This window comes from Caballeronia sp. LZ029, from assembly GCF_031451275.1.
Classification (GTDB): domain Bacteria; phylum Pseudomonadota; class Gammaproteobacteria; order Burkholderiales; family Burkholderiaceae; genus Caballeronia; species Caballeronia jiangsuensis.
The window spans coordinates 493,895-510,766 of the sequence record NZ_JARUXO010000093.1 but is presented as its reverse complement, the minus strand read 5'-3'; the positions used below and the strand labels follow the sequence as shown (position 1 = coordinate 510,766).

The window sequence follows — 16,872 nt, the reverse complement described above, 5'->3', positions numbered from 1 at the left end:
AATTCAATACTACTTCTTCCCAGATTGGTTGCAGGCCCACAGGCCCGCAACAACAAGTCATGCCTGATGACCATAGCGAGTCGGTACCACCCCTTCCCAGCCCGAACAGGACCGTGAAACGACTCCACGCCGATGATAGTGCGGATCACCCGTGTGAAAGTAGGTAATCGTCAGGCTCCTCATGCTGCAAACAAAAACCCCACCCCGCAAAGGTGGGGTTTTTGCGTTGGGAACGCGATACCCGATGAAGATCTAGCCGCGAAGTTGGCTCAAGCGCCTGATCACACGACCTTGTGAATGGCGGATTGCTGGTAATTCTGGATACCGATCTTGTCGATGAGGCCGATCTGAATCTCCAGCCAGTCGATGTGATCCTCGGTGGCGTCGAGAAGCTCGACCAGGATTTCCCTCGACACGAAGTCCCGCACCGACTCGCAATAGACGATGCCTTCCTTGCATTGCGCTTGAGCCGCCATCTCGAGCTTGAGATCGTTCTGGAGTGCTTCGAGCGTGTGACTGCCGATGGTTAGCGGATGAAGATCCTGCAAATTGGGCATTCCGTCGAGCATGAGGATGCGCTCGATCAGCTTGTCGGCGTGCGTCAACTCATCCATCGACTCGTTGTATTCGTGCGCGCCGAGCTCTTCGAAACCCCAGTGCTTATAGAGGCGCCCGTGAAGAAGATACTGGTGCACGGCCGTCAGCTCGTTCTTCAATTCGGCGTTGAGATAGTCAATCACTTTCGGATCGCCTTGCATACCGTCTCCTGCCTGATCACGTGGCCACACAATCAGGATAGACGCTGAGCGACAACAGGCCCACAACGAGACTCATTTTCATTCGCAGGGCAAATCTGTCAGGAATCGCGCGATAAGCGATAAGCGACCGCATCGCCTTCGACCGAAAGATGGACCTGCTCGTCGATACGCGGCGCACGAAACCCCGGCACGCAGGCGACGACCGTACAGTCTTCCGCATTTTTCAGCCTGAGCGTGACGAGCGCATCGCGGCCATTGAAGCCGACGTCGATCACGACCGCCTCACGCGACGCGGACGACGTTTCCGCAGCGAGGCGAATCTGTTCGGGCCGGATCATCACATCGACCGCGCCTTCATCGACAGGACTCGAAAGCGGCAGCCTGCCGAGCGCGCAGCTCGCGAAATTGCCATCGGCGATGCCGCGCAGCAGCACCGCGTCGCCGACGAATGACGCCAGTTCTCGCGTCGCCGGCCGTCGATAGATCTCCTCCGCAGACGCGTTCTGCACGAGCCTGCCGTTCCAGAGGACGGCGACCTGCTGTCCCAGCGAAAGCGCCTCCGCCTGATCGTGCGTGACGAGCACGGCGGTCGTACCGGTTTGCGCCAGCGCGAGCGCGACGGCTTTGCGCGTCTCGATCCGCAAGGCTGCATCGAGCGAGGAAAACGGTTCGTCGAGCAGGATCAGTCCGGGCGATGGCGCGAGCGCCCGCGCCAGTGCGACGCGTTGCTGCTGCCCGCCGGAAAGCTGTTGCGGCGCGCGCCGCGCATAGTCGAGCGGCAAACCGACGAGGGCCAGCAACTCCGCCACCCGATGCTGCACGCGGCGCTCGCCACGCGGCAGCCCGAACACGATGTTTTCCGCCACCGACAGATGCGGAAACAGCGCGCCTTCCTGCGGCACATACCCGATGCGCCGATGCTCCGTCGGCACGAACGAGCCGGGGCCGTCCACACGACGCCCGTCGATGTCGATGATGCCGCCATCCGCGCGCTCGAAGCCGCACAAGAGGCGCAGCAGCGTTGTCTTGCCGCTCCCGGACGGGCCGAGCAGTGCAAAAAGCGTGCCTCGCGACACAGTGAGATCGACGCCATGCAACACGGAATAGTCATCGAAGGCCTTGCGCAGACCCTGCACGCGAAGTTCGCTCATGGATTGGCTGAATGTCGAGGATCGAGCAGCGCGGAGCGTCCGAGCAACACGAAAAGCAGGCCCGACGCGCAGAACGAGATGAGCGTCAGCAAGGCCGCATAGGGCGCGGCGGCGGCGAATGCGAGTGTCGATGTATCGGACCAGACCTGTGTCGCGAGCGTGTGGGTGTCGAGCGGCGCGAGCAGCAGCGTCGCGTTCAGTTCCGTGACGACGGAGATGAAGACCATCGCCGCCGCCGCGCCGAATCCCGGACCGGCGAGCGGCAGCATCACGCGCAGGAAAGTCTGTGTGACGTCGAGGCCGAGCGAGCGCGCGGTGTCTTCGAGACGCGGTTGCGCCTGCATCAGCGCGGCCCGCACGCTGACGAGCGCAAGCGGCAGAAAGAGAATCGCGTAGGCGGCGATCAGCAGCGTCACGCCTTGATACAGCGGCTGCAACGCACGCACTGCGAGCGACACGATCGCCAGTGCGATCACGAGGCCCGGCACGCCCTGTGCAAGAAAGACGACGCGCTCCATCGCGGTCGCGATACGTCCGGGATAGCGCACGAGCAGCAGCGCGAGCGGAAACGACAACAGCACGGTGACGACCGCCGCGAGCAGGCCGAGGCCGACGGAGGACATCGTCGCATCGAACAACAGTTTCGGCGATACCTCCGCGGGCGTGACGGCCGCCGCGCCCTCCTGCGTGAGCCAGAACGCGATCATGCCGAGCGGCACGCCGAGCGTGACGACGACGAGCGCGGCGAAGCCCCCGACGACCGGCCAGCGCCATCGTCCGAGTTCGTAACGCAGCGCCGCGCGGCGCGCGCCGCGATCGACGCGCTCATAACGCGCGCGTCCGCGCAGCCGGAACTCGAGCGCGAGCACGATCAGACACAGCAGCAACAAAACGCATGCGACGAGCGACGCCCCGCCGCCGTCGAAACTCGTGCGGTACTCCGCGTAGATTTCCGTCGTGAACGTGCGATAACGCAGCATCTGGAACGCACCGAATTCCGACAGCACGCCGAGCGCGACGAGCAGCATGCCGCCGAGCAAAGCGGGCCGCAATTGCGGCAACACCACGCGTGCGAACACGGCCCATCGCCCGCAACCGAGCGACCGCGCGCTTTCCTCCAGTGCGGGATCCATGCTGCGCAAGGCCGCGGCGACGGGCAAATACACGAGCGGAAAATACGCCGACGTAATCACGAGCAACGCACCCGCGAAGTCCTGCAAGTCGAGGCTGATCGATACCCACGCATAACTCGATACGAAGGCGGGCATCGCGAGCGGCGCGGCGGCAAGCATCGCCCAGATGCGTCGTCCGGGCAGACGCGTGCGCTCGATGAACCAGGCCGCCGCCGTGCCGATCACCGCCGATGTGATTGTCGCGCCGAGCGTGATCCACATCGTATTGAGCAGCAACTCGCCGACGAGCGGCCGAAACAGCAACTCGATTGCGTCATCGAGCCCGTTCGCGCTCGCGCGCCAGAACGTGAACGCGAGTGGCGCCAGTACGAGCAGCGCGGCGAGCGATGCGCACGCGAGCAAGATACGCGGCGCTCGCTTCGTCGTCCGAAGGGGCGCGCCATCCGCGGACGGCTCCAGTGCCGCGACCGCTTCGCCCGGCTCGATCAATTCGCTCACCGGTTTCAGATCAGTCCGGCCTGACGCAGGAGCTTGCCTGCCTGACTGTCGTCGCCGAGTTGTTCGAGTGTGAGTGTGGGCGGCTGCAACTGGTCGAACGGTTTGAGCAGCGGATCGGGTGCGACGCCCGCGAGCAGCGGATATTCGTAGCTCACGCGGCTTTTCGCCATCAGCGCCTGCGCGCGTTCGCTGACGAGATACTTGAGAAACTGCTGCGCGCCGTCGACGTTATGGGCGCTCTTCATGATCGCCGCCCCCGACACGTTGACGAGACCGCCGACATCGCCGTTGCCGTAGTGATAGATCGCGCTGCGCGTGGCCTTGTCGCCGAGTTCGGCGTGCAGGCGCGCCCAGTAATAGTTGTTGATGATGCCGGTCGTCACGCCGCCGCGATTGACGGCCGCGACCACGCCTTCGTCGTCGTCGAAAATCTGCGCGTTGGTCTTGAGGCCCTTGAGCCATTGCATCGTCTGTTCCTGACCCTTCAACGCGAGCACCGCGCTCACGAGCGGCAGAAAATCCGCGTCGCTCGGCGCGATGCCGACCTTGCCCTTCCATTCGGGCTTCGCGAGATCGAAGAGCGACGGCGGCAGTTGCGACGGCTGGATCTTGCCCGTGTTGTAGGCGAGCACGCTTTCACGCGCCGTGACGCCGACCCATTGCCCGGTCGGCGAGTTGTAGCGCGCGGGGATGATCGAGAGCGTCGCCCCGTTGACCTTGCCGAGCAGGCCTTTTTCTTCGAGCAACATCAGTTCCGGCGAATTCTCGGTGAAGTACACGTCCGCCGGCGTGTTCGCGCCTTCCGCGACGAGTTGCGCCGCGAGCGCCGGCCCTTCGCCGTTGCGAATCTTCACGCCGATGCCCGTCTGCTGCTCGAAGTCCTTCGCGAGCATGTTCATGACCTGCTCGTGCTGCGCGTTGTACACGACGATCGATGCCGCGTGCGCACTCACCGCGATCGACAGCGTCAACATCACCACTTGCGGCAGTTGCCGCCATATGCCGAACCGAGATTGAGCCATGGAGCCTGTTCCTCTTGACGTTATGTTTTTATGCGCGGGCCGGTGACTGTCTTCAGGCCTCGAACAACTGCGCGCCGATATACGAGCCTTCCTTCGCGCCCGGCGGAACCGCGAAGATCGCGCTGCCGACATGCGTGGTGAACTGATTCATCATGTCGAACTTCGCGAGCTTCGCGTTGATCGGAATGAAGCCCGTGCGCGGGTCCGACTGATGCGCGATGAAGATCAGTCCCGCGTCGTATTCGGTTTCCTGTCGCCACGGCGGCCAGCGTTCGATATAGAAATTGGTGCCGTCGTTGTATGAGTACGAGCGGCGCAGGATCTGCATGCCGCTGTTGCTCTGGTGATTCGACAGCCGCACGTGCGAGTTTTCCGCGATCGTCGGATTGCCGTCCTTGTCGGCGGCGTCGAGATCGACTGCATCGAATTCGTTCTTCTTGCCGATGGGCGCGCCGCTGTATTTGTGGCGACCGAAGACCTGCTCCTGAAAGCCCAGCTCCATCGTGTCCCAGTGCTCCAGCGTGATGCGGATGCGCCGCACCACGGTGTACGTGCCGCCTTTCATCCACGGCGCGTCGGCGCCGTCGGCCCATACGAACTGGCTCATGAGCGGCGGCTGCGCCGTCGCCGGATTGTTGGTGCCGTCCTTGAAGCCCATCAGATTGCGCGGCGTCTGTCCCTTCGGGCCCGACAGAAATCCGGCCTGACCCCAGCGGATCGTCGTCACGTTCGCGACCGTGCCCATGCGCGCGAGTTGCCGCACCGCGTGGAACGCGACCTGCGCGTCGTTCGCGCAGGCCTGGATCATCAGATCGCCGCCGGTCTTCTCGGGGATGAGCTGATCGCCATTGAAGCGCGGCAAGTCCACGAGCGCGCCGGGACGTTTCGATGCGAGACCGAAGCGATCCTTTCCGTCGCTCGTCTTGAAGAGGCTCGGACCGAAGCCGAACGTGATCGTTAGCGCCGATGCGCCGAGTCCCAGCACATCGGCGGAATCGGGCGCGGACTTGTCGTCGGGCGTGTTCAGCGCGGCGGCCGTGTCACCGCGCGTCATGCGCGCCGCGGCGATCGTCCATGCGCGCAGCAACGACACCAGTTCGTCGCGATTGTCGGTCTTCACGTCGAACGCCGCCATGTACGTGTGGCTCTGCTGCGGCGTCACGATGCCCGCCTGATGCGCGCCGTAGAACGGCTCGGTTTGCCGTTGCGCGTCGTCGGCGGGCGTGCGCGTGAGTGCTGCCCGCGCGACGCCCGCGCCCGAAGCGAGTCCCGCCGCCGCGCCCGCTTTCAGAAAACCTCGCCGGCCTGGACGGCGTGGCGTCGATTGATCGTCGTTCATGATGCTGCCTTCCTTCGCGTGCCCCACGCCGCGTTACTTCGCGATGACGAGCGTGTTGACATCGTCCTGCACGTAATAGAACCCGTCGCCTTCCGGCGTCATCGCGATGCCGAACAGGTCGCCGTTGCCCGGAGGGCTTTGCGCCTTGTCGGTGTCGATCCAGCGCGCGTAGAGCTGCTTGCCGCTTTCGGGAATGATTTCGACCACCTGGCCATTGAGCGCGTTGGTCACGAGCAGATGGCCGTTGGGCGCGGTGACCATCGCGAGCGGACGATGCAGCAGGCCGTCGGCGGTCAATTGCCGGCCGACGCCCGCGCTGGTGTCGCGCGTCAGCGGGTCATCGATTTCGTTGATGCGGTTGCCGATCGCATCCGATACATACAGCAGCTTCTTGTCCGCCGAGAGCGCGAGCCCGGTCGGGCCGACGAGGAACACGCCCTTGTCGGCCTGCGCGCCGAAGCCGCTGCCGCCGACGGTGTCCGTCCGGATGACCGGCGGCTGCCCCTCGGGAATGTCGAGATCGAGCCGCAGCACGGTGGCCTGCTTGAACACGGGCGGCTTGCCTTCCGCGCTGCCCACGCCGAAGCCCGCCATGCTGATGAAGAGCGTCGCGCTCGTGCCGTTGTCGTCCACGGCCATGTTGCCCCACGGATCGTTGATGTTCGGGCTCGACCACACCTTCGCGATCTTGCCGCTCGAATCGAGCACGACGAGACAGCCCGCGCCCTTGGTGCCGGTGGTGCCGTCGTTGCTCGGCGTGCTGCCGACGATCACCCAGCCCGACTTGAGCATGGTCATCGCCGTCGAGAGGCCGACGCCGCCCGGGCATTCCTTCAGATCGCGCGGAATCTGCGCGAACAGCGTCATCTCTTTCGTGTCGGGGTGATAGTTGACGATGGTGCTGCCCGTGCCTTGCAGATTGGCCGCGTTGTTGAAGTTATCGATGAGCACATCGCCCTTCTTTATCGTCCCCGCCGACACCGGCGCGACGAAGATCGCATACGGATTCTGGTCGCCGTTATCCGGCACCGTGTTGATGAGCGTCGTGTTACGGTGCAGCGTTTCGAGGAAGCCCTGCGGCTCCGCGTGCGCCGCGCATGGAAGAAGGCTGGCGGCGATGACCGTCGCGAACGCGAGAAGCATGCGTCGCGTCGAAGTGAGTGCTGCGCGCGTGTTTTGAGTGGCCGTCATGATCTGAATGCTTCGCTTGTGTCGTGGAATGTCGCGCGTCGATTTGGGCTTAGAACGTGAGGTTCGCCCGCACGCCGATCACGAAGGTGTTGCGCAGCGGCTGCGTCGGATCGTTCGGATTCTGGCCTGCGCCCGCGTTGAACGTGTATTGCGCGTCGGCCTGCATGGTCCACCACGGCGTCACCTGATAGATGTACGTCGCTTCGACGGTGGTTTCCTGCGTCCTCACGCCATACGGTGAGTTGAGGAAGTTGCGGTAGTCGAGATCGAGATCGTGCACGTGATTGCCGACCTTGATGTAGGTGACCGCGAGGCCCACGCTGTCGTCGTCGCGTCCTTTGAAAGGCGCCTTCATGACGATGCCCGCGTTCGCCGCGAAGCTCACGAGATTGCGATCGCCCGGCGCGCCCATCAGCCGCGTGAACACGCCGATGCTGCGCGGCTCGTCGGGATCGGGACGCCAGATCATCTGATCCGCGACGGCATAGAAGCTGTAATTGCCGTGATGCGATTGCGGCACGCCCGTCGATGCGGGATTCGCCAGCGACAAGCCGGTGTTGTCGAAACGCTGATCGTCGAAGTGGTTGTTGTTGTACCAGACGCCCAGCTTGTAAGTGCCCGGCAGCTTGTTGCTGTTCATGCCGACCATCTCGCCGTCCGACGGCTGATTGATCGCATATTGCAGTTCGCCGATGAAGAGCGTGCCGTTATGCAGATTGAAGTTGGTGCCGTGCAGATTGTCGGTGTTATTGCCGAGCGGATCGCCGTCGAACACGCCCGCGAGCGCGGTGAGCTGCGGCGTGATCTGACCGCGCACGCGCACGCCGAGCGCGGAAAGCGGATAAGCGGGTCCGCCCGAAGGCATGTCGTACGAGGGCAGGGCGGGCCAGCCGAACATCGTGTTGATGAAGGTGGCGGAATACTGGCTCGTGATGAATTCCTGATCGATACTTTGCTGACCGATCTTGATATCGACGCGCTTGTCCAGGAACGACTGCTGATACCACAACTCCCACAGCCGCGTGGTGGCTTCCGCTTCGATTCCGCTCGCCGTGTTCAACGTGCCGAGGTAGCGCGTGCTCAGATTGGTGCCGTGAATCTGCAGCGCGCTGACATTGAACTGGCCGCCGGGCAGGCCGAACGCCTTCTGCGTATCGATGCCTACCGTCGCCGTGGTGAGGCCATCGTATGCGCCGCCGCGGCCGAGACCGCCGCGCACGTTCGCGAGGTACTCGCTCGTTTCGGTCAACTGGAACGTCACGCCGTATTTGCCGAGCCACGGACGCAAGCCGCCCATGTCGCCGAGCATGGTTTCGCGCGTCCAGAAGCCGGTCCAGAAGTTGGACGGCTGCGCCTGAATCTGAAGATCGGCTTCGGGCGCTTCCGGCGCGGCATCGGGACTGGCGGCCGCGAACGCGCTGCCGGCGAACGCGTTCAACATCAGCGCCGTGGCTACGGTCAGGCATCGGGCTGCGGGCATGACGGACCGCGCGGACGCCACACGCCCGGCTCGTCGATGCCGATATGCGGATCGGTCGATTTTCATTGAACTCCTAATTGTTTTTTTATTGTCGATCGCATTGATCAGGAAAATTGAATTAATGCGGCATTGCGACTCGAGTCCTGAATGGCTTGAATCGAATCGTACGTTGGACGTTTATTCTCGTCAATATAAATGAGAATGATTCTCAGGTAGGTTACTTTTACCTATCTTCATATTGCTGAATTGACAGGTTTCGTTGAGCTAAATGGAAGTGGAAGCTAAGTTAGCGTTCTCTTAAAAGAGATCGAAACCAACATCGACTTTCAATTGAGCGATGAGTCACCGCGTAACTTTCATGCCTATAATCCACCGCGAAAGGACCGAGCCGCACAAAAACACGCCCCTGCGAAAAACAACAAGGAGAGCCGTCGTGTCCCGATCCAACCGTACGAGTTTCAACTCCCGTGCGCCCAGCGCGGGCCGACGGCAATTTCTCGGCGCGGCCGGCGCCGGCATGCTGGCGACGATCCTTCCGGGCTGCGGCAGCGATCATTCCGACTCGCAGCCGTATCCCCAAACCGTCGCGATGGGCCAACAAACCATCCAGCAGATGATCGCGGACCCGGCGCAACCGGTCGCCGCAATTTCCGTCGCCATGCTCAAGGGCGGCAACGTGTTCTGGCAGCAGGCGTTCGGGGTATCGTCGGTGCCGAGTCAGACCCAGGCGACGATCCAGACGCGCTTCAACATCGGCTCGGTCAGCAAGCTCTTTGCTGCGCTCGCGGCTGCGATTCTTCAGGATCGCGGACTCATCACGCTCGATACGCCGATCGTCCGATACCTGCCGACGTTCACCATGCTGTCGCCCGAGTACGCGAAGATCACCACGCGTCATCTGCTGTCGCACTCGTCGGGATTGCCCGGCACCAATTCGCGCAACCTCTTCACCTTCGCGCCGGTTCCCGGATACGCGGCCGACACGCAAGCCGAACTCGCGAATACGCATCTGAAGCATCTGCCGGGCGAGCTCGCCGTGTATTGCAACGACGGCTTCACGATGGTCGAGCAGATCGTCCTCGCGATGACCGGGCAGAGCTTTGCGAGCTTCGTCGAAGCGAACATCCTCGCGCCGCTGAAGATGACGAACTCCAGCTATCTCACGGCCGTGCCGAACGGCGGTTCGTTTTCCTATCCGTTCGCGAACGGCACGCAGTACCAGGAGTTCGTCAATGCGTACGCGACCGGCGGACTGAGTTCGACGCCCGGTGACATGATGAATCTCGCGCAGATGATCATCGGTGGCGGCATGTTTCAGGGCCAACGCGTGGTGTCCGCGGCGGGCATCGCCGAAATGGGCACGGACCAGTCGACGGGACTCTTGATCAACCCCTCGCCCGAATGGCACTGGGGTCTCGGCTGGGATTCGGTCCAGCAGCCCGCGCTTCAGGCCGCGGGCATCCTCGGATGGGAAAAGGACGGCGGGACCGCGTTCTATTCGAGCGAATTTTTCGTCGTGCCGCAGGCGCAACTTGCGCTGATGGTGACCGGCAACTCGGGCTACGATGCGCGCAAGCTGGCGGAATCGCTCGTCCTGTCCGCGCTGAAGGAGGACGGCACGATCGCGTCGCTGCCGGCCAAGGTCAGCACGACGGCGCCGCCGGCCGCGTCGGCGCCGGGCATCGCGACTGCCGGCGGCATCTACGGCAACTCCGATTCCCCGCTGCAGGTGATCGCCAATCCCGACGGCAGCCTGCAACTGAACAAGTGGAACGGCCCCACACGCGCGTGGACGCAGGTCGGCACATACCAGTACCGCAGCGACGGATGGTGGTGGAGCAACAGCGATGCCGCGTCCTATCGTTTCACGGTCGTGTCGGGAACCGATGGCGACGGCAACGCGTTCAGCTATCGCTATGTGATGAAGCGCGTCGTGCCGGGCGCGGGCTACGCCTATCTCACGTTGCCGATCGGCCAGCAGCTCGCTCCGCTGGCGCCGCTCGACACCGCGTGGCAGCAGCGCCAGGGCACACAGTGGACCTTGACGAACGATTCGCCGACGGCCGTACCGATCGTCATCCTGGGCAATCCGCCGGCCTACCTCACCACGTTGCCCGAACTGCCGGGCTATGTTCTGTACGGCAACGAAGACCTTCGCTATCAGCTCTTCGTGCCGCTCGCGGACGATCGCGGCGGCATGTCGGTGAAGGTGCCCGGCAACTTCGGCCGCGATCTCTATGAAATCCGTTTCGGGTCGACGAGCGGCACGACATTGACGCTGGGCAGTTCGATCTACGACAAGGCGTGAAGGCGTCCGCATCCACGCGCCGGTTGCCGCCGCTCATGACATGACGTCGTTCCAGAGCCCGGCCAGCACGTCGAGCGCGTCGCCGGTAGCGGCGCGGCTGCCCGCGCCCGGCCGCCACACGGCGACGATGGCGTGGGTGAGGCCGTTGCGGCCCACTTCGGTATCGATTGCCTGAACGCCGGGCCATTTATCGGCGTCGAAGTGCGTCGGCAGAAAGCCCCAGCCGAAAGCGCCCTGAAGCAGGTGGCGCATCATGTCCAGTTCGTTGACGTAGGTGAGCCGGTCCGAAATCTGGAGTTGACGCGCGAACTGTTCGTCGAGCGTTCGATGCATGACGACTTGCGGCTTCGAACTGAGTTCCAGCAGAGTAGTCGGCGAATCGCCCGTGGCGAACAAGTCCGCGCTCGCATAGATGCCCATTTCTATGGCTCCCACGGCGCGCCATTCGAGATCGGCACGCACGCTCTGATTTCGCGCGAGGCTGACCGCAAGCTGCGCCGTGCCCGCGGTAAGCGCCGCCTCGGCTTCTTCGCGCGACCCGCTCCACCCGCTCGTACGAATGCCGAGCGAGGCCAGCCGGTCGATGAGCGCACGCACGAACGCACGCGGTACGAACGGATCGTAGACGACGCCGATCTCATCGGTGATTTCGTTGGGAATGTCTCGTGCTGCGGCGCCGAACGCCTGAGCCTGACGCAGAAGCAGGCGCGCCTGACGCTGCAGACGCCGGCCCTCGGGCGTCAGCGCGAGCGAACGGCCCGCACGCGTGAAGAGCGCGAAGCCCAGATCCGCTTCGAGAAACTCCAGCAACTCGCTGACCGTCGAGCGATCTTTTGCGAGGCGCTCCGCGGCCTTCGTGATGGTGCCGTGCTCGGCGACGCTCGCGAACGCCTCGATCTGCGCGAGCGAATAACTCAATGCACTCATGGCGGCTCCCGTTATGCCTTGCGGGGGATTTTCCCACGGGTCTGGCTTTGCCCCGTCATTCGCCTCGCACGATACTCGGTCCGTCGCTCGAAACCTGTTCAACCCGACCGGACCGCTCATGACATTCAAGCCGCAAGCCACCCTCGGAATCGCCCTCGCAATGTTGGCCTTATCCACCGCCCATGCCGCAAGCTCCGACGGATGCGCCGGTCTCGCGCTCGCGCGTTGTCCTGCGCCGTTCGATGTCACGCTGCCGGACCCGAAACAGATGCTGACGTGGAGCCCGACCGAGCGCGTCATCGGCTTTCGCAACGACTACCGCAACTATGCCGGCGACGTCTTCCATCACGGCGATGCGAAGCCGCTCCAACGCGCCGCGCGGCAATTGACGAACGTGTCCTACGTGATGAATGGCAAGCGATTCACGCTCGATGACTATCTGCGGCATCAGAACGTCGCGGGTCTCCTGGTGCTGAAGGACGGGAAGGTCGCCTACAGATATCTCGCCAGCGGAAACACCGGCAGCACGCTCTGGACATCGCGCTCGGTGGGCAAGTCGGTGGTTTCGACGCTCGTGGGCATCGCGCTGCACGAAGGAAAGCTCAAGTCGCTCGATGAACCCATCACAAACTACGAGCCCGATATGAAGGGCACGGCCTGGGACGGCGTGACCATCCGGCAGTTGATCCAGCACACCTCGGGCGTGGCATGGACCGAAGACTACAAGAACCCCGACTCCGACTTCTCGAAGCTCACGCAATGCGAGGCGCGGCCCGGTACTTACGATTGCGTGCGTACGCTCGTCACTCGCCTGAAGCGCGCGCACGAACCCGGCGAAGTGTGGTCGTATAACTCCGGCGGCGCCTGGCTTCTCGGCGACGTGCTCGAACGCGCGACGGGCATGCCGCTCGCGGCGTATCTCCAACAAACGATATGGAAGCCCTACGGCATGGCGAGCGATGGCGTCTGGCATGCCTACACGCCGGGACAGCACGATGTCGGCGCACATGGCTTCAACGCGACGCTCGACGACTACGGCCGGTTCGGCGAATTCGTACTTGGCGGCGGCCGGCTGCCCGATGGAACGAAGACGCTTCCGGACGGCTGGATCGACGAAGCATCGAACTGGACGCACGCCAAAGGTTCTGTTTCGGCGGGGCATCCAGACGGCCTTTATGGCTACCAGTGGTGGAACAACTCCGAGCCGGCCGGCACCAAGAACGTGAGTCCCGCGCCCGCCGATTCGCTCCGGCATTCGCTATGGGCGCTGGGCATTTTCGGACAGGTGATCATGGTGAACCGTCCGGAACATCTTGTCATCGTGCAATGGTCGACGTGGTCCGAGGCAGAGCCCGCGTTCGATACGTTGCCCCTCGAAGCCTCGGTGTTCTATAGCGCGGTCGCGAAGCGATTACATGCGATGTAATTGGCGCAACGCACGAGCGCTCCTACTCTAGGGCTGTCGCGCTTCCATTCCGGTCGCGCCTTACTGCCAGGAGTTACCATGCTCAACTATCCCGTTCACACGATCGAATCCGCGCCCGCGCAATCGCGTCCCGTGCTCCAGCAATTGCAGCAGACGTTCGGCCTGATCCCGAACGTCGCGGGCACGATGGCCGCATCGCCGGTGCTGATCGACGCTTTCATCGGCGTGTTCCAGCGCGTGCATGCGAGTAGTCTGACCGAGCCGCAGATTCAGACCTTGCTGTTGACGAACGCGGTCGCGAACGCGAGCGAATGGCCGGTCGCGTTTCATACGGCGCTCGCGTTGAAGGAGGGCGTGCATCGCGAAGACGTCGATGCGATCCGTCGAGGCGTCTTGCCCGGCGATGCCAAGTTGGCCGCGCTGTCGGCGTTGGCGCGTGCGTTGATCGGCAAGCGCGGCCGTCTCGACGAGTCGGACCAGCGACGTTTTCTCAAAGCCGGTTTCGATGCCGCGCAGATTCTGGAAGTGATTGCGGTGGTGGCGGCATCGACGATCACGAACTACACCAGCAGCGTGACGCGGCCGCCGCTCGAAACGCAGTTCGAGGCGTTCGCGTGGCATGCGCCGATAGCCTGAGTTTCCCTTCACAATCCGATACCGGAGATCCGATGAACGCCATGCGTCCCGATCCGAATGCTCCGCCGGGCGAACTCGGTGACTTGCTGCGCTACTGGCGCGATGTGCGGGGCATGAGCCAGCTCGGTCTGTCGCTGGAGGCCGGCGTCTCGCAACGTCAGATCAGCTTCATCGAAAGCGGGCGCAGCGTGCCGGGCCGGGAGACGTTGCTGACGCTGGCGCAGACGCTCGACGTGCCGCTGCGTGAACGCAATGCGCTGTTGCTCGCCGCGGGCTATGCGCCGATGTATTCGGAGGCGCCGTGGAACGCGCAGGAGATGCACGGCGTCGTGCGCGCGCTCGAACGCGTCGTTCGCCAGCATGAACCGTTTCCGGCGATCGTGATGGATCGCCACTGGAACGTCCTCATGACCAACGACGCAGCGCCGCGCTTCTTCGGCTGTTTCATCGACATGGCTTCGCGTGAAGGCCCGCGCAACATGCTGCATCTGATCTTCGATCCGCAGGGGATGCGCCCTTTCGTGGTCGATTGGGAAACCGTCTCGCGAAGCCTGCTGCAACGGGTGTATCGGGAATCGGTCGGCCATATGGTCGACGACGGCACCCGGCGTCTGCTCGACGAACTGCTCGCCTATCCCGATGTGCCGCGTGACTGGAACACCCATCATGGGCGATCCGCCGCGCCCACGATGCCGGTCATTCCGATCGGCTTCGTCAGCGAGGGCGCGGTGCTTCGTTATTTCTCGATGGTCACGACCGTGGGCGCACCGCAGAACGTCGCAACGCAGGAGTTGCGTCTGGAATGCATGTTTCCCGCCGATGACGAAACCGAAGCACGCCATCTGCAATTGCTCGACGCGCATTCGAACAGAATCAGCGACTCGCGCCGAGATGCGACCGCCGGGCATCGAGATCCTTGATCGCGGGAAACACCTCGTCGTCCCACGAATCCAGGCCATAGGACCGAACGATCAGATTCTGCGCGACGAAGACCTCGAACATCGGCGTGCCCGGATGCAGGCGCTGCTCTTTTCGATTCTGCTCCGACAGCCAGCGAAGAGGCTGAGGATAATCGTCCGGCGTCTCGTTGCTTGCGATCGATGCGCGCTCGACGATGAAAAGCTGCGCGCCGGGATGCGTGCGCGCCCAGGACTTGAAGTGTCCCTCTCCCGCGAAAGGCCCCATCCAGCGCACGCAATATTTGCAGTCCGGAGCCGAGTGGACGACGAGCGTGATGACGTCGCCTTCGGCTATCGTCGTGCGGCTGACCTTTGCCGGGACAGCACTGTGCGCTTCATTCGGAAGGCGCGCATTCAAGAACACCACGACCAGCGCGGCCAGCAGCGTGGCGAGCACACACTTCACAGCAGCGTTCATGGAGTTGCGCATGATGACCTCGCAAGGCCGATTCGCTGACGTCTATCTCACTCGGCTTCAGTTCGCTTCCCGTCCCGTCGCCATCGACGGCTTTCGCTCTTCGACGCAAACCATCTCTTCGTACAATTCGACGTACGCGTTGATCATCGCATCGTGGCTGAACTTCCTGGCATGCTGGCGCAGCCGATCATGCGCGGATGGATCGTCGAGCAAGGCGCTCGCTTCGTGAATCTTGCCGATCAACGTCTCGGGGCGAGCAACGTCGAACAGGAGATTCGATTGCGGCTCGATGATCTCGGGGATGCCGCCCAGGTTCGACCCCACGACGGGCACGCCGTGTGAGTACGCTTCGAGAACCACGAGCCCGAACGGTTCGTTCCACACGGACGGCACCACGAGAATATCGATACCGCTCAGGAAATCGGAAGGGTCCACCCGGCCGAGGAAAGTGACACGCGGGTCCGCGTATTTCGTCTTGAGGCTTTCGACGTAATCCGCATCGCCAGTACCGCCAACGGCGAGCGTCCAATTGAGCGTCTGGTCCGCGAGCAGTTGTTCGAGAAGGAGTTCGAGACCTTTTTCGGGCAATACGCGCCCGAGCATCCCGAGTTTCAATGGCGCGTTTTCGACTCGCTTCGAATACTGCTTCGCTGCCGAATCCAGGGTCGGCGTATAGCAATTATTGATGATGGTGGTCTTGGCGGCACGCGAGAAAAACCCGCTCTCGATATGCTTCTGCAACACGAAGCCGCTCACGCCGATCGCCGCGTTGACCTGCGCGGACGCGAGCTGCTTGGGCTTTGCGTACAGCGAGCACACGCCGCATTGACTCGGGCAAGGCTTTCCGCCCGTCAGCATGGTCGCCGTGGGGCACAGCAGATAATAGTCATGGATGGTGTGCACGATCGGCACGCCTGCGTTGCTCGCGACGCGCCATGCATCGACGGAAAGACAGGAGAGATTCGCCGTATTGACGATGTCCGGCTTCTCGCGCCTGATGATGTCGGCGAGCTTTCGTGACATGGCCGTGTTGCGCACGTCGATGGCGTGCCATATCAGTTTGGCGACGCGTGAATGCTCGCCGGGAGCATGCGGCCAGTAGAGATTGCTCGATCGAAGACGATAGACCTTTGCGCCGTTGACTTCCTCGCTGCGGTCTTCGCCGACGCCGGTGGCGCAGACTATGCACACCTCCACACCGGCCTTGACCAGTCCTTCGGCAAGGAGTCGCGTCGCAACTTCGGCGCCGCCGACCTCGTCTGGAAAATATAACGTGTTCGCGATCAGTACTTTCACGGCGTATGAAGAAGATGCGGATCGATGCGAGCCGACTGCTTGATGGTCTGGAGGTCTTTGCGCAAGCGACAGCCTGATGAGCGCTTCCCGATGATTCGACGGGTCGTGTGTCCCTTCATGAGTCGCGGCTCCGGTATTCCAGCGTATGGCCAGACGGCTGACAGTTGGCGCCGCGTCATCTCGATCCGGTCGGCAAACGAAAGCAATATTGAATGCGACCGGTCGAAGTGATCAAACTTCCTACGAGCTGTGCGGCCCAGTTTACCCCATCGAAGCTTGAGGCATCGCAGTTTTTCAATTTGCGTGCTTCTGCTTACTTTAGAGATTCCT

General features: G+C 62.9%; 14 protein-coding genes and 1 rRNA gene. 5 read left to right on the top strand and 10 right to left on the bottom strand.

The annotated features are described in order from the left end of the window. The first annotated feature begins 62 nt into the window (after positions 1 to 62). Positions 63 to 176, top strand: a 5S ribosomal RNA gene (rrf, locus tag QCE73_RS36345). A 105-nt stretch (positions 177 to 281) separates the two neighbouring features. Here the strand turns inward: rrf and bfr are convergent. From bfr to QCE73_RS36310, 7 genes are all read right to left on the bottom strand, one after another. Further along, entirely contained in the window at positions 282 to 758 is a 477-nt protein-coding gene (gene bfr, locus QCE73_RS36340) for a bacterioferritin (RefSeq protein WP_309885672.1), read from the bottom strand. A 98-nt stretch (positions 759 to 856) separates the two neighbouring features. Further along, the gene (locus QCE73_RS36335; protein ID WP_309885671.1) at positions 857 to 1,909 is read right to left on the bottom strand and encodes an ABC transporter ATP-binding protein; all 1,053 of its coding nucleotides are present in this window, start codon (positions 1,907 to 1,909) and stop codon (positions 857 to 859) included. Continuing rightward, on the bottom strand, positions 1,906 to 3,531 hold the full coding sequence (locus QCE73_RS36330) for an ABC transporter permease (protein WP_404989863.1): 1,626 nt from the start codon (positions 3,529 to 3,531) through the stop codon (positions 1,906 to 1,908). Before QCE73_RS36330 ends, QCE73_RS36335 begins: the two co-directional genes overlap by 4 nt. Positions 3,532 to 3,545: 14 nt before the next feature. Next, positions 3,546 to 4,562, bottom strand: coding sequence for an iron ABC transporter substrate-binding protein (locus QCE73_RS36325; RefSeq protein WP_404989860.1), 1,017 nt, complete (start codon positions 4,560 to 4,562; stop codon positions 3,546 to 3,548). Between the two features lie 52 nt (positions 4,563 to 4,614). After that, the gene (gene efeB, locus QCE73_RS36320) at positions 4,615 to 5,901 is read right to left on the bottom strand and encodes an iron uptake transporter deferrochelatase/peroxidase subunit (RefSeq protein ID WP_309885670.1); all 1,287 of its coding nucleotides are present in this window, start codon (positions 5,899 to 5,901) and stop codon (positions 4,615 to 4,617) included. Positions 5,902 to 5,934: 33 nt separating this feature from the next. Continuing rightward, positions 5,935 to 7,044, bottom strand: a complete 1,110-nt coding sequence (locus QCE73_RS36315) for a hypothetical protein (RefSeq protein WP_309885692.1) — start codon at positions 7,042 to 7,044, stop codon at positions 5,935 to 5,937. Between the two features lie 97 nt (positions 7,045 to 7,141). Beyond that, the gene (locus QCE73_RS36310; protein WP_309885669.1) at positions 7,142 to 8,572 is read right to left on the bottom strand and encodes a carbohydrate porin; all 1,431 of its coding nucleotides are present in this window, start codon (positions 8,570 to 8,572) and stop codon (positions 7,142 to 7,144) included. Between the two features lie 517 nt (positions 8,573 to 9,089). Here QCE73_RS36310 and QCE73_RS36305 point away from each other — a divergent pair. Continuing rightward, positions 9,090 to 10,880, top strand: coding sequence for a serine hydrolase domain-containing protein (locus QCE73_RS36305; RefSeq protein ID WP_309885691.1), 1,791 nt, complete (start codon positions 9,090 to 9,092; stop codon positions 10,878 to 10,880). A gap of 33 nt (positions 10,881 to 10,913) precedes the next feature. Here QCE73_RS36305 and QCE73_RS36300 read toward each other — a convergent pair whose 3' ends face one another. Further along, positions 10,914 to 11,807: a LysR family transcriptional regulator gene (locus QCE73_RS36300; RefSeq protein ID WP_309885668.1), complete on the bottom strand. Its 894-nt coding sequence runs from the start codon at positions 11,805 to 11,807 to the stop codon at positions 10,914 to 10,916. Positions 11,808 to 11,967: 160 nt separating this feature from the next. On the opposite strand from QCE73_RS36300, the gene QCE73_RS36295 reads away from it, so the two are divergent. The 3 genes from QCE73_RS36295 (at position 11,968) to QCE73_RS36285 (ending at position 14,789) form a co-directional block, all read left to right on the top strand. Further along, positions 11,968 to 13,233, top strand: coding sequence for a serine hydrolase (locus QCE73_RS36295; protein WP_309885667.1), 1,266 nt, complete (start codon positions 11,968 to 11,970; stop codon positions 13,231 to 13,233). Between the two features lie 78 nt (positions 13,234 to 13,311). Continuing rightward, positions 13,312 to 13,869, top strand: coding sequence for a carboxymuconolactone decarboxylase family protein (locus tag QCE73_RS36290; protein WP_309885666.1), 558 nt, complete (start codon positions 13,312 to 13,314; stop codon positions 13,867 to 13,869). Between the two features lie 32 nt (positions 13,870 to 13,901). Then, complete coding sequence (locus QCE73_RS36285) at positions 13,902 to 14,789, top strand: helix-turn-helix transcriptional regulator (RefSeq protein WP_309885665.1); 888 nt, start codon at positions 13,902 to 13,904, stop codon at positions 14,787 to 14,789. Here the strand turns inward: QCE73_RS36285 and QCE73_RS36280 are convergent. Further along, complete coding sequence (locus QCE73_RS36280) at positions 14,743 to 15,258, bottom strand: hypothetical protein (RefSeq protein ID WP_309885664.1); 516 nt, start codon at positions 15,256 to 15,258, stop codon at positions 14,743 to 14,745. The two genes, QCE73_RS36285 and QCE73_RS36280, sit on opposite strands and share 47 nt — an antisense overlap. Before the next feature lie 45 nt (positions 15,259 to 15,303). Then, positions 15,304 to 16,542: a glycosyltransferase family 4 protein gene (locus tag QCE73_RS36275; protein WP_309885663.1), complete on the bottom strand. Its 1,239-nt coding sequence runs from the start codon at positions 16,540 to 16,542 to the stop codon at positions 15,304 to 15,306. Positions 16,543 to 16,872: the final 330 nt, after the last annotated feature.

What these genes read in the sequence shown, in the direction of transcription:
- QCE73_RS36290 (WP_309885666.1), top strand. Translation starts at nt 13,312, where the DNA reads ATGCTCAACTATCCCGTTCACACGATCGAATCCGCGCCCGCGCAATCG.
- QCE73_RS36280 (WP_309885664.1), bottom strand. Translation starts at nt 15,258, where the DNA reads ATGCGCAACTCCATGAACGCTGCTGTGAAGTGTGTGCTCGCCACGCTG.
- QCE73_RS36300 (WP_309885668.1), bottom strand. Translation starts at nt 11,807, where the DNA reads ATGAGTGCATTGAGTTATTCGCTCGCGCAGATCGAGGCGTTCGCGAGC.
- QCE73_RS36335 (WP_309885671.1), bottom strand. Translation starts at nt 1,909, where the DNA reads ATGAGCGAACTTCGCGTGCAGGGTCTGCGCAAGGCCTTCGATGACTAT.
- QCE73_RS36305 (WP_309885691.1), top strand. Translation starts at nt 9,090, where the DNA reads ATGCTGGCGACGATCCTTCCGGGCTGCGGCAGCGATCATTCCGACTCG.
- QCE73_RS36315 (WP_309885692.1), bottom strand. Translation starts at nt 7,044, where the DNA reads ATGCTTCTCGCGTTCGCGACGGTCATCGCCGCCAGCCTTCTTCCATGC.
- QCE73_RS36310 (WP_309885669.1), bottom strand. Translation starts at nt 8,572, where the DNA reads ATGCCCGCAGCCCGATGCCTGACCGTAGCCACGGCGCTGATGTTGAAC.
- QCE73_RS36285 (WP_309885665.1), top strand. Translation starts at nt 13,902, where the DNA reads ATGAACGCCATGCGTCCCGATCCGAATGCTCCGCCGGGCGAACTCGGT.
- QCE73_RS36295 (WP_309885667.1), top strand. Translation starts at nt 11,968, where the DNA reads ATGTTGGCCTTATCCACCGCCCATGCCGCAAGCTCCGACGGATGCGCC.
- QCE73_RS36325 (WP_404989860.1), bottom strand. Translation starts at nt 4,562, where the DNA reads ATGGCTCAATCTCGGTTCGGCATATGGCGGCAACTGCCGCAAGTGGTG.
- efeB (WP_309885670.1), bottom strand. Translation starts at nt 5,901, where the DNA reads ATGAACGACGATCAATCGACGCCACGCCGTCCAGGCCGGCGAGGTTTT.
- bfr (WP_309885672.1), bottom strand. Translation starts at nt 758, where the DNA reads ATGCAAGGCGATCCGAAAGTGATTGACTATCTCAACGCCGAATTGAAG.